14 protein-coding genes are annotated in these 19360 nt (G+C 68.7%); 2 read left to right on the plus strand and 12 right to left on the minus strand.

Annotated elements, in window-relative coordinates:
* Positions 1-1175, plus strand: a 1175-nt coding sequence (locus tag AB0N22_RS10400) for an HNH endonuclease signature motif containing protein (protein ID WP_364639310.1), incomplete at its 5' end; no start/stop codon positions are given.
* Positions 1176-1185: 10 nt separating this feature from the next.
* On the opposite strand, the gene AB0N22_RS10405 is transcribed toward AB0N22_RS10400, so the two are convergent.
* A complete protein-coding gene (locus AB0N22_RS10405; protein ID WP_364639313.1) occupies positions 1186-3417 on the minus strand; it encodes a hypothetical protein in 2232 nt (743 codons plus the stop codon).
* Positions 3418-3568: 151 nt separating this feature from the next.
* A complete protein-coding gene (locus AB0N22_RS10410) occupies positions 3569-4291 on the minus strand; it encodes a TIGR02206 family membrane protein (protein WP_364639316.1) in 723 nt (240 codons plus the stop codon).
* A gap of 125 nt (positions 4292-4416) precedes the next feature.
* On the opposite strand from AB0N22_RS10410, the gene rarD reads away from it, so the two are divergent.
* Positions 4417-5322 carry an EamA family transporter RarD gene (rarD, locus tag AB0N22_RS10415; protein ID WP_364639319.1) on the plus strand — a complete coding sequence of 302 codons (906 nt, stop codon included), beginning with the start codon at positions 4417-4419 and terminating at the stop codon, positions 5320-5322.
* Here the strand turns inward: rarD and AB0N22_RS10420 are convergent.
* The 10 genes from AB0N22_RS10420 to AB0N22_RS10465 form a co-directional block, all read right to left on the minus strand.
* A complete protein-coding gene (locus AB0N22_RS10420; RefSeq protein WP_364639322.1) occupies positions 5319-7631 on the minus strand; it encodes a hypothetical protein in 2313 nt (770 codons plus the stop codon). The genes rarD and AB0N22_RS10420 overlap by 4 nt on opposite strands.
* 235 nt (positions 7632-7866) lie before the next feature.
* The gene (locus tag AB0N22_RS10425) at positions 7867-8856 is read right to left on the minus strand and encodes a polyprenyl synthetase family protein (protein ID WP_364639325.1); all 990 of its coding nucleotides are present in this window, start codon (positions 8854-8856) and stop codon (positions 7867-7869) included.
* A 22-nt stretch (positions 8857-8878) separates the two neighbouring features.
* Positions 8879-10501, minus strand: a complete 1623-nt coding sequence (gene nuoN, locus AB0N22_RS10430; RefSeq protein WP_364639327.1) for an NADH-quinone oxidoreductase subunit NuoN — start codon at positions 10499-10501, stop codon at positions 8879-8881.
* On the minus strand, positions 10498-12045 hold the full coding sequence (locus AB0N22_RS10435) for an NADH-quinone oxidoreductase subunit M (RefSeq protein WP_364639330.1): 1548 nt from the start codon (positions 12043-12045) through the stop codon (positions 10498-10500). The genes nuoN and AB0N22_RS10435 overlap by 4 nt, the downstream gene beginning before the upstream one ends.
* Positions 12042-13919 (minus strand): NADH-quinone oxidoreductase subunit L, encoded by a 1878-nt coding sequence (gene nuoL, locus AB0N22_RS10440; RefSeq protein WP_364639333.1) that lies wholly within the window; start codon positions 13917-13919, stop codon positions 12042-12044. Before nuoL ends, AB0N22_RS10435 begins: the two co-directional genes overlap by 4 nt.
* A gap of 10 nt (positions 13920-13929) precedes the next feature.
* Complete coding sequence (nuoK, locus tag AB0N22_RS10445) at positions 13930-14223, minus strand: NADH-quinone oxidoreductase subunit NuoK (RefSeq protein ID WP_364639336.1); 294 nt, start codon at positions 14221-14223, stop codon at positions 13930-13932.
* Positions 14220-14999 (minus strand): NADH-quinone oxidoreductase subunit J, encoded by a 780-nt coding sequence (locus tag AB0N22_RS10450; protein ID WP_364639339.1) that lies wholly within the window; start codon positions 14997-14999, stop codon positions 14220-14222. Before AB0N22_RS10450 ends, nuoK begins: the two co-directional genes overlap by 4 nt.
* The gene (nuoI, locus tag AB0N22_RS10455; protein ID WP_364639342.1) at positions 14996-15601 is read right to left on the minus strand and encodes an NADH-quinone oxidoreductase subunit NuoI; all 606 of its coding nucleotides are present in this window, start codon (positions 15599-15601) and stop codon (positions 14996-14998) included. The genes AB0N22_RS10450 and nuoI overlap by 4 nt, the downstream gene beginning before the upstream one ends.
* Before the next feature lie 79 nt (positions 15602-15680).
* Positions 15681-16910, minus strand: coding sequence for an NADH-quinone oxidoreductase subunit NuoH (gene nuoH / locus AB0N22_RS10460; protein WP_364639345.1), 1230 nt, complete (start codon positions 16908-16910; stop codon positions 15681-15683).
* The gene (locus AB0N22_RS10465) at positions 16907-19297 is read right to left on the minus strand and encodes an NADH-quinone oxidoreductase subunit G (protein ID WP_364639349.1); all 2391 of its coding nucleotides are present in this window, start codon (positions 19295-19297) and stop codon (positions 16907-16909) included. Before AB0N22_RS10465 ends, nuoH begins: the two co-directional genes overlap by 4 nt.
* Positions 19298-19360 lie beyond the last annotated feature (63 nt).

Raw genomic sequence — 19360 nt, forward strand, 5'->3', positions numbered from 1 at the left:
TGATGCGGGTCGAGGCCAGGGTCAAGGCCCAGCTGATGGCCGTGACCCGGGCACTGGACGAGACCGGGCTGGCCAAGGCGTCGGGTGCGTCGTCGACCGGGGCGATGCTGGCCGGCTCGTTCGGTGGCGACCGCCGAGCAGCCGACAGCCTGGTCAACCAGGCCAAGGAGCTCGACCGCGCACCGGCCACCAGCGAGGCCCTGGCCCGCGGACAGATCGGGCCGGCCCAGGCGTCGATCATCGCCTCGGCGATCTCCGACCTGCCGGGTGACACCACCCCGGAGCAGAAGCAGGCCTGTGAGGACACGTTGATCGGCGACGCCGGCCGATACACCCTGAAGGACCTGCGCAACCGGTCGCGGCGGGTCACCGACCAGTTCAAACCAGCACCCGACGTCGACCAGATCGAGAACCAGTCTCTGGAGCGTCAGGAGAAGGCTGCGTGGCGGCGGGCGGAGTTCTGGATGGTCGACAACCGTGACGGCACCCACCGTGGCGGGTTCGTCATCCCTGACGCGCAGGCCGACATGCTCCGCTCCGCGATCGAGGCGATCAGCGCACCACGCCGCGACCACCTGCACGACCACACCCCAGCCGCTGAGTCCTACTACGACCGCGACCTGGACCACCGCCACCGCGCCGGCATGGGATTGGCCGAGCTCGCCGGCCACCTGCCCGCCGACACCCTGCCCGGCAAGGGTGGCCTTGGCGCGACCCTCATCGTCCGGCTCGACCACGACACCCTCACCCGCGGCATCAAGCCCGCCACCTTGTCCACCGGCACCCGCATCTCAGCCGGACAGACCCGCCAGCTCGCGTGTCGGCTCGGGATCATCCCCCAAGTCTTCGGTGGGAAGTCCCTTCCCCTGGACCACGGGCACGAGCAACGGGTCTTCACCAAGACCCAACGTCAAGGGTTGGAGAACCGTGACGGCGGGTGCACCTTCCCCGGCTGCGACCGACCACCCGAATGGACCGAAGCCCACCACTGGCGGACACCCTGGGCCCACGGCGGCACCACCAGGCTCGACGACGGGGTCCTGCTCTGTCCGTTCCACCACCGCACGGTCCACGACGCCGGGTGGATCATCCGGATGTCACCCGACGACGGCCACCCCGAGTACCGCGCGCCCGGATCCGACACCTGGCGAAGGAATCACCGCTGGCGACCCTGAACGGAACGGATCAGAAGTACGAGTCGTCGACCTTCACCGTCGCCGTGTCGCCGGAGATGGTGACCGTGCCCGAGAGGTCGATCTGGACCTCGTCGGTGTACTTCGAGTCGGCGTCGCCGTCGAAGAGTCCGGGCTCCGTCGCCGACACCATCGCCTTGCCGGGGATGCTGGTGGAGAAGTTCCAACCCCCGTCGTAGTCCGACTCGACCGCGTACGTGGGCGGGCTCGTCAGCTTCCACGAGACGTCCTCGAGGTCCGACCAGTAGGTCTGGTTGGGGCAGCCGTCAGGCTCGGCCTCGTTGCGCTGGATGCAGGCGTCGAGGAACGCATTGGCCTGCTTGGCCACCTCGTCGACCAGCGCATCCGTGGGCTCGGCCTCGAAGTCGAGGCTCTCCTCGTCCGTGCCGATCGTGACGGACTCGGAGCCGTACGTCACCAGTGACGAGTCAGTGCCCGGAGCGATCTCGTACTTCCCGGGGAAGGCAGGCAAGGTCGCCCCGTCGTCGAGACCCTCGACGTCGATCGATGCGCCGTTGACCTCCAGCGACGATGCGCCCGGAGCGGAGACATAGATCGTGCCAAGACCCGGGTCGACGATCTTCCACGTGTCGAACACGCCGAACCGAGAACCGGTCTTCTCGAGCATCAGCTCCTGGGTCTGATCAGCACCGTCGATCGTGTACCTCGCCTTGACCGATGCCACGTCGCCGCTGGTCTCGACATCGCCGAACGACACGTCGCTGATCGTGGTGTCGCCGGCCTCCAGCACGTCCTCGGTCAACAGCGCCCGCTCCTCGGACGAGTAGTCGAGTCGCACGAGGTCGAGGGCCTTGCCGGCGTCGCCCGAGCCTAGCGCGTCGAAGTAGGCCTCGGCCTGTTTCTCCGGGCCGTAGAACATCGAGTTGGCGATCGAGACGCCGATGGCGGCCACGACCCCGACGACGACCAGCGCGCCGATGCCGATCAAGATCTTCTTGGAGCGGGGGTCGAGGCTCGTCGGAGTCTGGCTCGGTGCCGCGTGGGCGACGTCCGCACCCGCCGTCGTGGCAGCCGCCGGCACAGCCTCGGGCCGTTGCCCCGCGAGCCGTTGCTGCCAAGCGGCAGGGACGAGGCCCACCAACGCACCCGCGAACGTACGCGAGACCACTTCGGCCAGCGCGCCCCATGCCGCGAGGACCAGGAGGAACCAGGAGGCTGGACCGAACGACGCCGAGCCGCCGAACCCGCCACCGCCGCCCACGCCGAACGAGATCGTCGACAGGAACGTCAGGAGTCCTCCGGCGATGCCGAAGACGAGCGGGGTCCACACCCAATGACTCGCCGGCCGCGCCGCGCTGCCGTTGCGTAGCCGCAGGGTCACCGCCGCTGCGAGCGTGGCGAGTGCGGCGAAGACGATCAGGAGCAGGAAGATCTTCGGGGCGTCGTCACCGAACAGCCACAGCGAGTCTGACTCCGCCGTGCTCTGCCCGAACGCGAAGCCGAAACCACCGGTCGACAGGGCACCCAGGTGACCGAGCGTGAGGGCGTACACCGCGACGTCGAGCAGCGCCACGGGCATCACGAGGATCGCCTCGGGATCACCCTCGACCGCGACGTAGATCGCCGCCGCCGGAATCGCGAGGGCGGTGAACACGACGAAGTGGGCCAGGACTGCGCGGCCGGCGTCCAGCGCCGCGAACGGGATTGATCGGAAGGCACTCCACTGCGGCAGTGGGCGCCGCCCGACGAGTGCGGCGACAGCCAGGACGGGCAACCCGAACAGGACCAGCTGGAACTGGCTCGCGCGGTAGGCCGTCTCCTCCTCCAGCTCTGGGGCGAGCACGAGTGCCAGGACGAACGCGATGACGATGAAGGTCACCGCCGAGGTCACGGCGAGGCTGACCATCCCCTTCACGGAACGCGCCGACTCACGTCGCTCTGCGCGCCGGGACAGCACGACGATCGCCCACACGGCAAGTGCCAGGACCGTCATCGGGATCGCGGTGACGGAGTACTCCCCGCTGATCGCGAAGTCGGGGTCGCCGGAGTCGAATGAACCCACAGCGGGGCTGCGGAACGCCATGGCGACGAGCTGCCCCGGCCCGGTGAGCAGCCACCACCACGAGACGTCCTCATCGAGGCTCAGGCCGATGATGCTCAAGAAGGTGCCGGCGAACGCTGTCGCCCAAGCGATGACGTATGCCAGCGCACCTGTCGTCATGGCTCGTACCAGCGAGGGCGGCGTGACGTCGAGCGCGGTCATCAGGTCCGTCGAACCGGCGCGACCATCCGCTTGCGCGGTCCCTTCTGGCTGATCTGCTGCTGCGGTGTCGTCGCCGACCATGGCATCCCCCTTGCGTCCACGGGAATGATGCCACCGCGCACGCTCGCCCGAGGGTATTTCGGCGGAACGCCTAGCGGCTCGTGCGCTGGTCGACCACATCCGGACGGTCGACGGAACGAACCCAGGGCCAGGTCAGCAGAGCCCAGACGACGGCGACGATCGCGATCTCGAGCACGACGAACAGCGGCCACGGCCCGAGGTAGTCCAGCAGCGACGCGTTCTTGGGCAGCCGGTTGAGGTAGCCGTAGTTGGTGCCGGCGATGACGTTGAAGACGTACGCGCTGACGGCCCAGGCGAGCGTGACGGCGATCGTCTGGCGGTAGGTGTGCCAGGTCGGCAGGATCCGGAGTCCGGGGACCAGCAGGAACGACGCCCACACGATGAGCAGGTGCATCCCCCAGAACATCAGGAACCGTGCCTCGGGGAAGTCCGAGGCGAGGTCCGGCGTGAAGATGCCCTGCGTCGTCAGCGTGATGCCCCAGAGGTAGGTGATCGTGGCGCTGAGCCGGTTGCGGGTCCAGAGGGCATGGACCGCGAACACCCAGCCGAAGTCGCACAGCTGGAACGGCAGCGACGTCTGCAGGTTCCACTCCCCCGGCGTGAACTGCAGGAGCTGCAGCGGCATGGCGATCGCGATGATCGCGACGGCGAACGTACGCCGGACCGGTTGCTCGGCCGGGCTCTCCCGCAGGCGGCGACCGGCCAGCACCGCCACGACGACACCCACCGCGAAGATCACGAGCACGGTCAGGTGCGACGAGCCGTACGTCTCGAAGCGCGCAGCGGCGACCATGCGTCGACGCTAGCCGATCACAGCGGACGACGGCGACCGGTCATCCTTCCACCACATCCGGCCAACTTCGGGACGGCCGCGCGCTCGGCGGCCGCCCCTGGCCCGTGCGGGCGTACTCTCGTCTCGTGAACGACTCCAAGAGCGGCGTGGGCCTCGGGGTCGCGGCCTACCTCTGCTGGGGTTTCTTCCCCCTCTACTGGCCGCTGCTCGACCCGGCGAGCTCGCTCGAGGTCCTGGCGCACCGGTTCGTCTGGTCCATGGTCTTCGTGCTGGTGTCGATCACCCTCATGGGCAAGTGGTCGACGTTCATCGCGATCGCCCGTGACCGCCGGCTCATGGTGATCCTGACCTTCGCGTCCATCACGATCGCGCTCAACTGGGGCGGGTTCATCTACGGCGTCACCAACGGGCACGTCGTCGAGACCTCGCTCGGCTACTTCATCAACCCGCTCGTCACGGTGCTGCTCGGCGTCTTCGTGCTCAAGGAGACCCTGCGGGTGGCGCAGTGGGCGGCGGTCGCCATCGGCATCGTGGCCGTCGTCGTGCTGTCGATCGGCTACGGCCGACTGCCCTGGATCGCGCTGCTCGTCGCGTTCTCCTTCGCGGCGTACGGCTTCCTCAAGAAGAAGGCCAACCTCGGTGCGTTCGAGGGCCTCGGCATGGAGACCGCGATCCTGTTTCCCGTCGCCGTCGCCTTCCTGGTCGCGCTGCAGGTGCGTGGCGACCTGACCTTCGGGCACGACGGCCCGCTCAACGCCGCGCTGCTGATCGGCACGGGGGTCGTGACCGCGATCCCCCTGCTGCTGTTCGGCGCCGCCGCCACCCGACTGACCCTGACGACGATCGGCATCCTGCAGTACCTCGGCCCGATCATCCAGTTCATCACCGGGCTCACGATCTTCGACGAGGAGATGACCACCGAGCGGTGGGTCGGGTTCGTCCTCGTCTGGCTCGCCCTGGTGATCTTCACCGCCGACGCCATGAACAGCCGCCGGCGCCGCGGCATCCGGCCCGAGCCGGTCTGCATCTAGCCTGCGACGCGCACGGTCCGCGCGCTGGTGCGAGCCACCGAGGTGTAGCCGGTCAACGTCCCCGTCACCGTCACGGTGATGCGCTTGCCCTTGGCCGACCTGGGGATCCGCCACGTCGACCGGGTGGCGTACCTGACGGGGGCGCCGTTGATCCTCCAGCGATAGGAGTACTTCACGCCGTAGGGAGCCCAGCCCGACACCCGGGCGGACAGGATCCGGCCCACCTTGACCGTTCCGCTGATGCGCGGCGCCGTCGTCACGAGCGTGCCCTTGGCCACGACAGCGGTGGGCGCGCTGTTGCGCTCGGTCGTCTCGTAGCCCAGCCGGGTGCCGGTGACGAGGAGCGTGATCGGCCGGCCCGCGGCGATGCCGGGGATCAAGAGGGTCTTGCTGGTTCCGGTCTTGAGCACCGTGTCGCCGGCGAGCCAGGTGTAGGTGAACGTCGTCCCGGTCGGCAGCCACTCGTCGATCGAGCCAGTCAGCTGGTGGCCGACCGTCGGGGTCCCGGTGACCACCGGCGTGCCGCCGGGCATCGTGCCGACGTCGACGCCGACGGGCTCGCTCACCCGCGTCGTGGGGACGAACCCGGTCTTGGCGCCGGTGACCGCCACCGTGAGCTGATGACCGACGTCGCTCGCCTTCAGGGTGTACGTCGAGCGGGTCGCGGTCGTGATGGGCAGGTCGTCGAGCCGCCACTGGTAGCTGAAGCTGGACGGAGTCGGCTCCCACAGCCCGGTGTCGACGGCGAGCGACTGCCCGTACTCCGGCGTGCCCGTGATGACCGGCGCCGTCGTGGTCGTCATCTCCATGAGGCCGACCGGACCGCAGGGCAGGCTGGTCTCGGACCGGTTGTTGAACCCACTGCGCTGGGCCGTGACCTTCACCGTGATCGACTTGCCCGCCTCGGCCGACGACAGGACGATCCGGGTGCCGGTCTGCCCCGAGATCGCCACGTTGTCGGCGTACCACTGGTAGGCGTACGAGTCGGGGCGCGGGACGAAGTCGACGACGCTGGCCGACAGCTCGGCCCCGACGACCGGCGGGATGTCGCAGGCGATCGTCGGCTTCTGGCCGTCGAACGTGCCGTCCTGGATCGGGAGCGTCACGTGCCACCAGTCGGTCGAGCCCGTGTTGGGGAACGTCTCGCGGCGGAAGCCGTCCTTCATGCCGGTGACCAGCGCCATGAGGCACTTGCTCTTGTCGAGGTTGGTCGGCACGTACGACTGCCGGTCCGCGTCCGGGATCGCGACCCAGTTGGTCATGACGGTCGAGTAGCAGCCGGTCGTGCCGCCGTCGCCGCGGTACCAGCGGAAGCGCAGCTCGACGTCGCCCGGGAACCAGCCGTTGCCGTCCACGTCCGTGTCGCGGGTGCGGTTGTCGTACTTCTCCACGGCAGTCGTGGCGCGGACCGGGTCGAGCGTCAGCACGTTGCCCACGCCGCGGTGGCCCACGATGACCGCCCTGACGGCCGAGACGCCCGTCGAGGGGCTCATGCCCTCGGCGGCGAACGAGCACGACGGCTTCAGCCGGACGTTGTCGATCAGCGCGACGGAGTCGAGCAGGCCGTTGTGCCGGTCCTGGATCGAGACGTTGACGACATGGCTCTGGCTGCCTGCCGGGATCGGCACCTCGGCGGTGTCCCGCGTCGCGAAGTTGTCGATCGCGCTGATGTCGGGAAGCCGGGGCTCGTCGACCGTGCCGTGCGCGGGATCGGACTCCTCACCCGGCTGGTGCCAGTACTTCACCGCATTGACCTCGTATGCGGACGGCGCCGGCACCTTGGTCCGGTTCATGTCGGCCTGCGTGAAGTACGCACCACCCGCGTTCATCGCGCGCTCGGTGGAGTCGCCCTCGCGCGTCACCGAGAGCCGGTCGCTCGGCGCCGTCTCGACGTACGTGTGCACACGCTCCTCGGTGCCCATGGCGAAGTCGAGCAGCAGGCACTGGGCCGTCTCCTGGGCCGGGACCGTCAGCGTGAGCTTGCTGGTGTCCGGCCCGGCCGACCCGAGATCGGTGCTCGGCTGGTCGTCGGGCACCGTCGGCGAGAAGACGTCGGCTGCGCGTCCGGTCGACAGCACGACGTAGTCGTCCGCCTTGGCCGGGAAGTCGTTGAACTGGCGATCAGCCACCGCGTACGAGGTCGGGTCGGACGAGTCGGTACCGACCACGACGCCGGCGGGTGCGTCGAGCGCACCCGCCAACGTCGCAGCGGAGGGCGGTTCGGCCACGGCGGGTGCGGCGATGGCCACACAGGCGGACAGGACGAGCACCACTGCGGCACTCATGCGTGTGACGGCGCGACGTGGCATCTGCACTCCCTCTGTCCCCGGACGACGGCATGCACCGGTCGGCCGTGAACTGCTCCCTCAGCCCTCACGCACTCCCATACGTCGACGAGGACTCTTGCCGGGAGTCTAGGCATCCGGACGCCGCAGCGTGGCCGAATCGGGAGATCTAGCTCGATCGGGTGGCGACGGACCCCTCGGCCAAGTTGTGGAGCAGGAGTGCCTCGGCCAGCACGACCCGGGCGAGCTCCGATCCCGCCTAGCCCAGTCGGGTGGCGACGGTGTCGCAGAGCGCCTGGAGGGCCTGGCGCGCCGGCACGTCAGGCAGCTTGGCCAGCAGGGCGTTCGCGGCGTCGGCCTCGGCCTGGACGTACGAGCGAGCCTCGGTCATGGCCGGGTGCGCCCGCAGGAGGCGGATCGCCTCGTCGAGCTCGTCATCGTCGGTCAGCGGCTTGGCGAGCAGCGAGCGCAGGCGCTCACTTCCTGCGTCGGTCGAGCGCAGGGCGATCAGCGTCGGCAGCGTCGGCACGCCCTCGCGGAGGTCGGTGCCGGGGGTCTTGCCCGAGTCGCCGGTCTCGCTGGCGATGTCGATGACGTCGTCGCTGAGCTGGAAGGCCGCGCCGATGCGCTCCCCGAACTCCCTGAGCGTCTGCTGCACGTCCTCCGAGGCCCCGGCCATCTTGGCTCCGAACAGTGCTGCGGTGGCGATCAGCGAACCGGTCTTGTCCGCGACCACGGACAGGTAATGCGCGAGTGCGTCGTCGCCCTCGGCCGGGCCGAGCGTCTCGCGGATCTGACCCTGCACCAGGCGGGAGAACGTCCGCGCCTGGATCCGCACCGACTCCGGCCCGAGGTCGGAGACCAGGTCGGACGCCTGGGCGAAGAGGTAGTCGCCGACGAGGATCGCGACCGAGTTGTCCCACCGGGCATTGGCGCTCGGAGCACCCCGTCGCTTGTCGGCCTCGTCCATGACGTCGTCGTGATAGAGCGTCGCGAGGTGCGTGAGCTCGACGACGACCGCCGAGCGTACGACGTCGGGGTTGGCCGACTCGCCGAACTCGGCGCTGAGCATGACCAGCAGCGGCCGGAACCGCTTGCCGCCGGCATTCAGCAGGTGAGCGGCCGCCTCGGCCACGAACAGCTCAGGGCTGTTGACCGCGGCAGCGAGCTGTTCCTCGACCTGCTCGACCCCCGCCAGGACACGCGCTTCCAGGGCCGGGTCGGTGAACGAGACACCCAGACGGGACACGCCAAACTCCTTGGGGAACGGGTCAGCGCACGAAGGCGCCCGCATGCTGCGCGAGATCGAGCACCGGTCCCGGAATGATACCGAGTCCCACCGTGGCGATGACAGCCACGGCGAGCACGATGGTGGTCAGGAAGCTCGGCGCTGCGACGGTCGGACCTTCACCCACGGGGTCGGTGAAGAACATCAGCACGATGACCCGGACGTAGAAGTACGCCGCCAGGGCGCTCACCAGCACGCCGATCACGACGAGCCACCAGTAGCCGCCGGACCACGCCGCGCTGAAGACCGTCCACTTGCCGATGAAGCCGCCGGTCAGCGGGATGCCGGCGAACGACAGCATGAACAGGGCGAACGAGCCGGCGAGGACCGGTGAGGTCTTGCCGAGCCCGGCCCACTTCGACAGGTGGGTCGTCTCGCCACCGGAGTCCCGCACGAGGGTCACGACCGCGAACGCACCGATCGAGGAGACCCCGTAGACCGTCAGGTAGAACAGGATGCTCGAGGTCGAGGTGATCCGGCTGGAGTCGCCGCCGCCGACGTAGGCGCCGACGAAACCGACCAGCAGGAAGCCGGCGTGGGCGATCGACGAGTAGGCCAGCATCCGCTTGACGTCGGTCTGGGAGATCGACACGACGGCGCCGAGGAACATCGTGATGATCGCGACGCCGACGATGATGGGTCGCCAGTCCCACGACGAGCCGCCGAACGCCACGAAGAACACCCGCAGCAGGGCCAGGAACGCGGCGGCCTTGGTGCCCGCCGCCATGAACGCGGTGACCGGAGTCGGGGCGCCCTGGTAGACGTCGGGGGTCCAGGTGTGGAACGGCACGGCACCGATCTTGAACAGCAGGCCGACGGCCATCAGGGCGGTGGCCGCGAGCAGCATGTTCTCACCGCCCGTGCGGTTGCTGATCGCGACGTCGATGTCGGACAGCTGGAAGCTGCCGGCGTAGCCGTATGTCAGCGCGATGCCGTAGAGGAAGAACACCGACGAGAACGCGCCGAGGAGGAAGTACTTCAGGGCGGCTTCCTGGCTCATGAGCCGGCGCCGGCGGGCGAGCCCGCAGAGCAGGTAGAGCGGGAGGCTCAGCACCTCGAGGGCCACGAACATCGTCAGCAGGTCGTTCGACGTCGCGAACAGCATCATGCCCGCGAGGGAGAACAGGGCGAGCGGGAAGACCTCGGTGTGCTCGACGCGTTGCTTGATCGCCTCGGCCTCGGCGGCGGAGCCCGGCGCGTCGGCGGCCCGGCCGGTGAAGCCGCTGAGCCCGCCCTCGAGCCGGCGCTCGGCGAACAGCAGCATGCTCAGGAGGGCGAAGACCAGCAGGATGCCCCAGGCGAAGACGCCGGGACCGTCGATCGCGAGGGCGCCCTCTGCGGCGACCGTGCCGCGCGCGAGGCGGGACGAGTCGACGACATCGAGGTCCTGGAACACCCAGACCGTGTCGGCGAGCGCCGCCACGATGCCGAGGACCGCGATGGCGGCCTGGACCGCGAAGCGGCTCGACCGGGGCCAGAAGGCCTCGACGACGACGCCGAGCACGGCGGCACCGGCGATGATGAACAGCGGCGCCAGCAGGGCGTACTCGATCTCCGGCGCGGAGATGTCGGGCAGGTCGGTCGCGGAGGCGAGGGTGCTGATCATTCGTGGCCTCCTTCCTGCGCAGGTGAGTCATCGATCTGGACGGGCGTCTTCGGGGCGGGGTCGCCCTGCCCGACCTGGCTGATCACCGCGTCGATCGCCGGGTTGATGACGTTGAGCATCGGCTGCGGGAAGAAGCCGAGCCCGACGATCAGGATGATCGCCGGCGTCAGCGAAGCCATCTCGCGGTGGTCGAGGTCGGTGACGCCCTCGTTGCCGGGCTTGAGCGGCCCGGTCATGACGCGTTGGTACATGATCAGGATGTAGAGCGCGGCCAGGACGATGCCCAGGGTCGCGAACGCCGCGGCCGGGATCGACCGGGTGAACGTGCCGGCCAGCACCAGGAACTCCGAGATGAACGGCGCGAGTCCCGGCAGGGACAGACTGGACAGACCCGCGACCAGCAGCACGCCGGACATGATCGGCGCGACCTTCTGGACGCCGCCGAAGTCGGAGATGCGTGCCGATCCGCGGCGCGCGATCATCATGCCGGTCACCAGGAACAACGCGGCGGTCGAGAGGCCGTGGTTGAACATGTAGAGCGTCGAGCCGGCCAGCGACGTCGTCGTGAACGCGAAGATGCCGAGGATGATGAACCCGAAGTGCGACACCGACGTGAACGCGATGAGCCTGCGGATGTCGTCCTGGCCGATCGCGAGCAGCGCGCCGTAGAGGATGCTGACGACGGCCAGCACGATGATCACGGGGCTCGCCCAGTCAGCGGCTTCGGGGAACAGCTGGAGGCACCAGGTGACCATGCCGAACGTGCCGATCTTGTCGACCACGCTGACCATCAGCACCGACGTGCCCGGTGTCGCCTGGCCCGCGGCGTCGGGCAGCCACGTGTGCAGCGGCCACAGCGGCGCCTTGATCGCGAACGCCGCCATGAAGCCGAGGAACAGCAGCCGCTCGGTGTTGGTGCCGAAGTCGACGTCCTGCAGGTCGCTGAGCAGGAACGACGCATCGCCCTGGCGCGCACTAATGACGTACAGGCCGACGATCGAGGCCAGCATCAGCAGGCCGCCGACGAGGTTGTAGATCAAGAACTTGACCGCGGCGTACGACCGGTTGGGCCCGCCGAACGAGCCGATCAGGAAGTAGAGCGGGATCAGCGTCGCCTCGAACAGGACGTAGAAGAGGAATGCGTCAGTGGCGGCGAACGCGCCGATCGCCAGGCCCTCGACCGCGAGCATCCACGCGAAGCACGCATTCGTGCTCTTCGGGTCGGGCAGCCGGTCGCCGAACGCGGCGAGGATCACGATGGGCGTGAGGATCGTGGTCAGCAGGATCAGCGTGATGCCGATGCCGTTGACGCCGAGCGAGTAGTGGGCCCCGAAGACCTCGATCCACTCGTGCTCCTCGGTCAGCTGGTAGCCGCCGGCGTCCTGGTCGAACCTGGCCATGACGACGAGCGACAGGACCAGCGTGATGAGCGAGATGCCGAGCGCGACGTACTTGGCCCGGTGGTGCGGTGCGGACTCACGCGGCAGCAGGGCGAGGAGCACCGCTCCCGCGATCGGAGTCGCGGCGAGGATCGAGAGGATCATGCGAGGGTCACCGCCAGGAGGGCAAGGACGAGGACGGCAACGCCGCCGAACATCGTGAGTGCGTACGAACGGACGTAGCCGGTTTGCGGCTTGCGCAGGAACTGTGAGGTGTCGCCGAGCCGATCGGCGACGCCGGTCACGAAGCCGTCGACCCCCTTGCCGTCGAACCACACCAGGAACCGGGTGAGGTGGCGGGTCGGCCGCACCACGACGGCGTCGTTGAGCTCGTTGCCATAGAGCTCGTGACGACCGGCCCGGGTGAAGAACGACACGGAGCTGTCGGCGGGGCTCTCGGCGGCGATCGGCTCGCGGTTGTAGAAGAACACCGCTGCTGCGACGCCGACGGCCACGACGGCCGTGATGATGAGCGTCAGGACGATCGCCGGCACCGCGAGCTCGTGGTGCTCGGCGTGGCCCGTGACCGGCTCGAGCCACTCGCTGATCCAGTCGCCGAGCAGCAGGATCCCGCCGACGGCGGACAGCGCGGCAAGCGCGATCAGCGGCCAGGTCATCACGCGGGGCGACTCGTGCGGGTGGACGTCCTCGCGCCAGCGCTTCTCGGACAGGAACGTCATGATCATCAGGCGGGTCATGTAGAACGCCGTGACGCCGGCACCCAGCAGGGCACCCATGCCGACCCAGAAGTTCTCGCCGAACGCGGTCTCGATGATCTTGTCCTTGGACCAGAAGCCGGCGAACGGCGGTACGCCGATGATCGCGAGGTAGCCCAGCCCGAACGTCGCGAACGTGATCGGCATGAACGTCCGCAGGCCACCGTAGTGACGCATCTCGACGTCGTCGTTCATGCCGTGCATGACCGAGCCCGCGCCGAGGAACATGTTGGCCTTGAAGAAGCCGTGCGTGATGAGGTGGAAGATCGCGAACGCGTAGCCCGCGGGGCCGAGGCCGGCGGCGAGCATCATGTAGCCGATCTGGCTCATGGTCGAGCCGGCGAGCGCCTTCTTGATGTCGTCCTTGGCGCAACCGATCCAGGCACCGGCGAGGAGCGTCACGAGCCCGACGACGATGACGGCGGTCCGGGCGGCCTCGGACGCGTCGAAGATGCCGTTGGAGCGCACGACGAGGTAGACGCCTGCGGTGACCATGGTGGCGGCGTGGATCAGGGCCGAGACCGGGGTCGGGCCCTCCATGGCGTCCAGCAGCCAGCTCTGCAGTGGCACCTGTGCGGACTTGCCACACGCGCCCAGCAGCAGGAGGAGGCCGAGCGCCGTGGCGACCGAGCCGGAGGCGCTGGTGATCGCGCCGTTGACCGCATCGATCGACGACGTGCCGAACTCGGCGAACATCAGCATGATGCCGAGCGCCATGCCGAGGTCACCGACGCGATTGACCACGAAGGCCTTCTTGGCCGCTGCGGCGGCGGACGGCTTGTGCTGCCAGAACCCGATCAGCAGGTACGACGCCAGGCCGACGCCCTCCCAGCCGAGGAACAGCACGAGGTAGTCCGAGGCGAGGACCAGCGTCAGCATCGCGGCGACGAAGATGTTGAGGAACGCGAAGAATCGGCGGCGCCGCTCGTCGTGTGCCATGTAGCCGATCGAGTACACGTGGATCAGCGTGCCGACGCCCGTGATGAGCAGGACGAACAGGCCCGACAGCTGGTCGAACGTGAAGCCGGCGTCGACGTGGAACGAGCCGGCGTCGATCCAGGTGAACAGCTCGGTCGACTGGGAGCGGTGCTCGGCGTCCTTGCCCAGCAGCGCCACGAACAGCACGAGGCCGAAGGCGAACGACAGGGCCGAGGCGGCGGTCCCGATCAGGTGGCCGTAGCGGTCACCCTCCTTGCCCCACACCAGAAGACCCAGGCCGCTGGCCAGCGGAATGGCGATCAGCAGCCATTGGAGATCAAACATCGTGGTCCCCTTACGACTTCAGGAGGCTCGCCTCGTCGACCGAGGCCGAACGACGCGTGCGATAGATGGACACGATGATCGACAGCCCGACGACGACCTCGGCGGCCGCGACGACCATGACGAAGAACGCCGCCACCTGCCCGTCGAGGTTGCCGTGCTGCCGCGAGAAGCTGACGAACGCGAGGTTGGTCGCGTTGAGCATGAGCTCGATGCACATGAAGACGACGATCGCGTTGCGGCGGACCAGGACGCCGACGGCGCCGATCGTGAACAGGATCAGCGAGAGGGTGATGTACTCGTTCACTTCTCGCCCCCGAACGACTCATCGGCCGGCTGCTCGTCGCCGAGCTGCTCGACGACCTTGTCGATGTCGTCGTCGAAGCCGTCGCGGACCTGACCACGGGCCACGAGGCTCGACGAGATCGAGCTCTCGAGGGGCGTGCCGTCGGGCAGCAGCGCCGGGGTGTCGACCGCGTTGTGCCGGGCGAAGACACCCGGCGTCGCCTGCGGACCGGGGTGACGGCCCGACTCAGCGTACTCGCGCATGCGGCGGGCGGCGATGTCGGCCTGCGAGTGCCGCGGTGTGAGCCGCTCCTTGTGCGCGAGCACCATGGCGCCCAGCGCCGCCGTGATGAGCAGGGCGCTGGTGAACTCGAACGCCAGGACGTACTTGCCGAACAGCAGCTCACTCAGCCCGTACGGGTTGCCGTTGCCGTTGGCCGCCTTGAGGCCGACCACGGCGCCGGACACGGTCTGGCCGACGGCCAGCACGACCGTGACGCCGAAGAGCAGGCCGATGACCGTGGCCGCGAGGCGCTGGCCGGCGATGGTCTCCTTGAGCGCGTCGGAGGAGTCGACGCCGACGAGCATCAGGACGAACAGGAACAGCATCATGATGGCGCCGGTGTAGACGATGATCTGCACGGCGAACAGGAATGGCGCGCCCTGCACGGCGTAGAGCACCGCGAGGCTGATCATCACGACGGCGAGGCAGAGCGCGGCGTGAACCGCCTTGCGGGCGAAGACGAGGCCCAGCGCCGCGACCACCATGATCGGCGCGAGCAACCAGAAGGCGGTCATGCGGTGCCTCCGCTGGCCGAGTCGTCGCCGGCGCCCTCGGTGGGTGCCGGAGCCGCCTCGTCGGCCGGGTCCACGGGGAAGATCGGCAGCGACTTGCCGCGGTAGTAGTCCTGGTGGTCGTCGCTGATGAGCATCTCGTGCGGCGGCTCGACCATGCCCGGCAGCAGGGGCGCGAGCAGGTCGCTCTTCTCGTAGATGAGGTCCGCACGGTTGTTGTCGGCCAGCTCGTACTCGTTGGTCATCGTCAGCGCACGGGTTGGGCACGCCTCGATGCACAGCCCGCACAGGATGCAGCGCAGGTAGTTGATCTGGTAGACGCGGCCGTAGCGCTCGCCCGGGCTGTGCCGGTCGCCCTCGGTGTTGGAGGCGCCCTCGACGTAGATCGCGTCGGCCGGGCAGGCCCACGCGCACAGCTCACAGCCGATGCACTTCTCGAGCCCGTCGGGCCAGCGGTTGAGCTGGTGGCGCCCGTGGAACCGCGGCGCCGTCGGCACCTTCTCGAACGGGTACTGCTCGGTGACGGTCTTGCGGAACATCGTCCGGAACGTCACGCCGAACCCGGCGATCGGGTCCCAGAGCGTTTCCTTGATCGGGTTGCTCATGTCATCACCTCGAATGGAAGAGCACGGTGTCGAGGCAATGACTTGATCCCTGCCTCATGATTCGCTCGCTGGCGCTCACTCATCGGGCACTCCTGGTGGGCGGCTCGGTGATGGGCGGGACGGGGTAGCCGCCGGCGAAGGCGTCGAACTCGGCGTCGTCGGACTCCGGCTCCGGCTCTTTCTTCTCCGGGATCAAGAAGGTCAGGACCACGAGCACCCCAGCGGCGACGGCGACCCAGATCAGCGTGTCCTGGTTGAGCATGTCCTCGCTCTTGAGCTTGCGGATGAAGGCGACCGCGACGATCCAGGCCAGCGAGACCGGGATGAGGATCTTCCACCCGAACGTCATGAACTGGTCGTAGCGCATGCGGGGCAGGGTGCCGCGGAGCCAGACGAACAGGAAGATGAAGCCCAGCGTCTTGCCGAAGAACCACAGCAGCGGCCAGTAACCGGTGTTGAGCATGCCGTCGTTGATCTGCGAGAGGCCGAACGGGGCGCGCCAACCGCCGAGGAACAGCGTCGTCGCGAGGGCTGACACCGTCACCATGTTGACGTACTCGGCGAGGAAGAACAGCGCGAACTTGAGCGAGGAGTACTCGGTGTGGAAGCCGCCGACGAGCTCGCCCTCGGCCTCGGGGAGGTCGAACGGTGCCCGGTTGGTCTCGCCGATCATCGCGATGACGTAGATGACGAACGAGGGGAACAGCGGCACGAAGTACCACATGTCGGTCTGCGCGGAGACGATCTCCGACGTCGACATCGAGCCGGCGTACATGAACACCGAGACGAACGACAGGCCCATCGCGACCTCGTACGAGATCATCTGCGCGCTCGAGCGGAGGCCGCCCAGGAGGGCGTAGATCGAGCCGGAGGCCCAGCCGGCCAGCACGATGCCGTAGATGCCGATCGAGGTCACCGCGAGGATGTAGAGCACCGCGACCGGCAGGTCGGTGAGCTGCAGGATCGTCTTCTGGTCGGTGAACGGGATCGTCACCTCGGGGCCGAACGGGATGACCGCCCACGCCAGGAACGCCGGGATCGTCGCGAGGATCGGCGCCAGGATGTAGACGACCTTGTCGGCCGCCTTGACGACGATGTCCTCCTTGAGCGCGAGCTTCACGCCGTCGGCGAGGCTCTGCAGGAGGCCGAACGGGCCGTGCACGTTGGGGCCGATGCGGTGCTGCATCTTGGCCACGACCCGGCGCTCGAACCAGATGTTGAACAAGGTGTAGACGACCAGCACCACGAAGATCAGCACCGACTTGAGCAGGATCACCCAGAACGGCTCGTTGCCGAAGAGATCGCTCATGAGGCACCTCCGCTCAGCGTCACGTGGTCGGCATAGCCGGCACCGAGGACCGATCGCAGGCTCGCGCCGGAGTTGGCCGGGGCCCAGACGACACCGTCGGGCAGCTCGGCGACCTCGGTCGGGAAGCTGACGCTGCCCGTCTCGGTCGACAGCGTGGCCATGCCACCGGGATCGACGTCGAACGCCTTGAGCGTCGCCGCGCTGGCCCGCAGCACGGCCGGTCGGGCTGTCGCCTTGAGCTCGAGCTGACCGTCCTGGCCACGGCCGTCGTCGATCATGAGTCGCCAGGTGTCCAGCACGACGGTCCGGGAGCGTGCTTGCTCGCCGGTCGGCTGAACGGTCGGCGCCGCGACACGAGCGCCGTCCCACGGCCCCAGCTCCTGCATGGCGGCGCGGGCCTGGGCGACCGTGCGGAAGCCGAGCGACTGGCCCATCTCCTCGGCCAGGCCGGCCAGGATCCGGATGTCGGTCAGCGAGTTCGGCTCGTGCAGGACGGCGTCGAACGTACGGACGCGGCCTTCCCAGTTGACGAAGCTGCCGGGCTTCTCGACGGCCGGGGCGACCGGGAGGACGACGTCGGCGACGGCCGTGACCTCGCTCTCGCGGACCTCGAGGCTGACGATGAAGTCGGCCTTGGCGAGCGCCTTGCGGGCTCCGGCGGGATCGGGCAGGTCGTTGATCTCGACGCCGCCGACCAGCAGCGCGTGGACCGTACCCAGCCGGGTGTCCTCGAAGATCTCGGTCGTGTTGCGGCCTCGGCGAGCTGGGACCGTGCGGATGCCCCACGCGGCGGCGAGGTCCGTTCGGGCCTCGACGTCGTCGAGCGGTCGGCCGCCCGGGAGCAGGTCGGGCAGGCAGCCGGTCTCGGCCGCGCCGCGCTCGCCGGCACGTCGCGGCACCCAGGCGATGCGCGCACCGGCCCGGTCGGCGGCGGCCACGACAGCACTGAAGCCACCGGGTACGGCCGCCAGGCGCTCGCCGACGAGCAGGATCGCGTCCTGGTCGAGCTGGAGCGCGGCGATGGCAGCCGGCTCGTGACCGGGGACGGTCTGGACGAGCTCGCCGGACATCTTGCGCAGGCCACGGGTCGCGTGGCTGGCGACGGCGACGACCTTGAGACCGGCTCTCGAGGCCTTGCGGAGCCGCAGGAAGATGCTGCCGTTCTCGTCCTCGGGCTCGAAGCCCACGAGGACGACGGTGGAGGCCTTCTCGAGGTCGGCGAACGTGACGTCGAGCGAGGTCGTCACGACCCGGGAGGCGAGGAACTGTGCTTCTTCCTCGGAGTGGGCGCGCGCCCGGAAGTCGATGTCGTTGGTACGCAGGACCGTGCGCGCGAACTTGCTGTAGGCGAAGGCGTCCTCGGTCGTCAGGCGTCCGCCGGGCAGCACGCCCACCTTGCCCTCGGCTGCGGCGAGCCCCTGGGCGGCCGCCGCCAGCGCGGCCGGCCACGACGCGGGCTCGAGCTGGTTGTTGTCGGGGTTGCGGACGAGCGGCGTCGTGATGCGGTCACCCACCGTGGCGTAGGTGAACGCGAAGCGGTCCTTGTCGGTGATCCACTCCTCGTTGACCTCGGGGTCGTCCCCCGCGAGGCGGCGCATGACCCGGCCGCGACGGTGGTCGACGCGGATCGCGGAACCACTCGCGTCGTGCTCGGCGATCGACGGGGTCGAGACCAGGTCGAACGGACGGGCTCGGAAGCGATAGTCCGCGCTGGTCAGCGCGCCGACGGGGCAGATCTGGATCGTGTTGCCCGAGAAGTAGGAGCTGAACGGCTCCTCCTCGTAGATGCCGACCTGCTGCTGCGCGCCGCGCTCGACGAGGGCGATGAACGGGTCGCCGGCGATCTGCTCGGAGAACCGCGTGCAGCGGGCGCACAGGACGCAGCGCTCACGGTCGAGCAGCACCTGCTCGGAGACCTTGACCGGCTTGGGGAACGTCCGCTTGACCTCGGTGAAGCGGGTCTCGCCCTGGCCGTGCGACATGGCCTGGTTCTGCAGCGGGCACTCGCCGCCCTTGTCGCACACGGGACAGTCGAGGGGGTGGTTGATCAGCAGGAACTCCATGGTGCCCCGCTGCGCCTTCTCGGCGACCGGCGAGGTGACCTGGGTCTTGACGACCATGCCGGCCGCGACCTCGATGGTGCAGGATGCCTGCGGCTTGGGGAACCCGCGGCCGTTGCCGGCGTCCGTGATCTCGACGAGGCACTGGCGGCAGGCGCCGACCGGGTCGAGCAGCGGGTGGTCGCAGAAGCGCGGGATCTCGGTGCCGATGAGCTCGGCGGCACGGATCACCAGCGTGCCCTTGGGGACGCTGACCTCGACGTCGTCGATCGTCAGCGTGACGAGCTCGACGGGTGCCTGGGTGTCGGGGGTGGCCTCGATCGTCATGCCGTCACCTCCGTGGAGAAGCAAAGATACGAAGGCGTCGGCATGACAGGCTTGTTGGTCTCT

The organism is Aeromicrobium sp. NPDC092404 (assembly GCF_040684095.1).
Lineage (GTDB): Bacteria > Actinomycetota > Actinomycetes > Propionibacteriales > Nocardioidaceae > Aeromicrobium.

Coding starts and splice junctions, on each gene's coding strand:
- AB0N22_RS10405 (WP_364639313.1), bottom strand. CDS start 3,417: ATGACCGCGCTCGACGTCACGCCGCCCTCGCTGGTACGAGCCATGACG.
- AB0N22_RS10410 (WP_364639316.1), bottom strand. CDS start 4,291: ATGGTCGCCGCTGCGCGCTTCGAGACGTACGGCTCGTCGCACCTGACC.
- AB0N22_RS10420 (WP_364639322.1), bottom strand. CDS start 7,631: ATGCCACGTCGCGCCGTCACACGCATGAGTGCCGCAGTGGTGCTCGTC.
- nuoN (WP_364639327.1), bottom strand. CDS start 10,501: ATGATCAGCACCCTCGCCTCCGCGACCGACCTGCCCGACATCTCCGCG.
- AB0N22_RS10435 (WP_364639330.1), bottom strand. CDS start 12,045: ATGATCCTCTCGATCCTCGCCGCGACTCCGATCGCGGGAGCGGTGCTC.
- nuoL (WP_364639333.1), bottom strand. CDS start 13,919: ATGTTTGATCTCCAATGGCTGCTGATCGCCATTCCGCTGGCCAGCGGC.
- AB0N22_RS10450 (WP_364639339.1), bottom strand. CDS start 14,999: ATGACCGCCTTCTGGTTGCTCGCGCCGATCATGGTGGTCGCGGCGCTG.
- nuoI (WP_364639342.1), bottom strand. CDS start 15,601: ATGAGCAACCCGATCAAGGAAACGCTCTGGGACCCGATCGCCGGGTTC.
- nuoH (WP_364639345.1), bottom strand. CDS start 16,910: ATGAGCGATCTCTTCGGCAACGAGCCGTTCTGGGTGATCCTGCTCAAG.
- AB0N22_RS10465 (WP_364639349.1), bottom strand. CDS start 19,297: ATGACGATCGAGGCCACCCCCGACACCCAGGCACCCGTCGAGCTCGTC.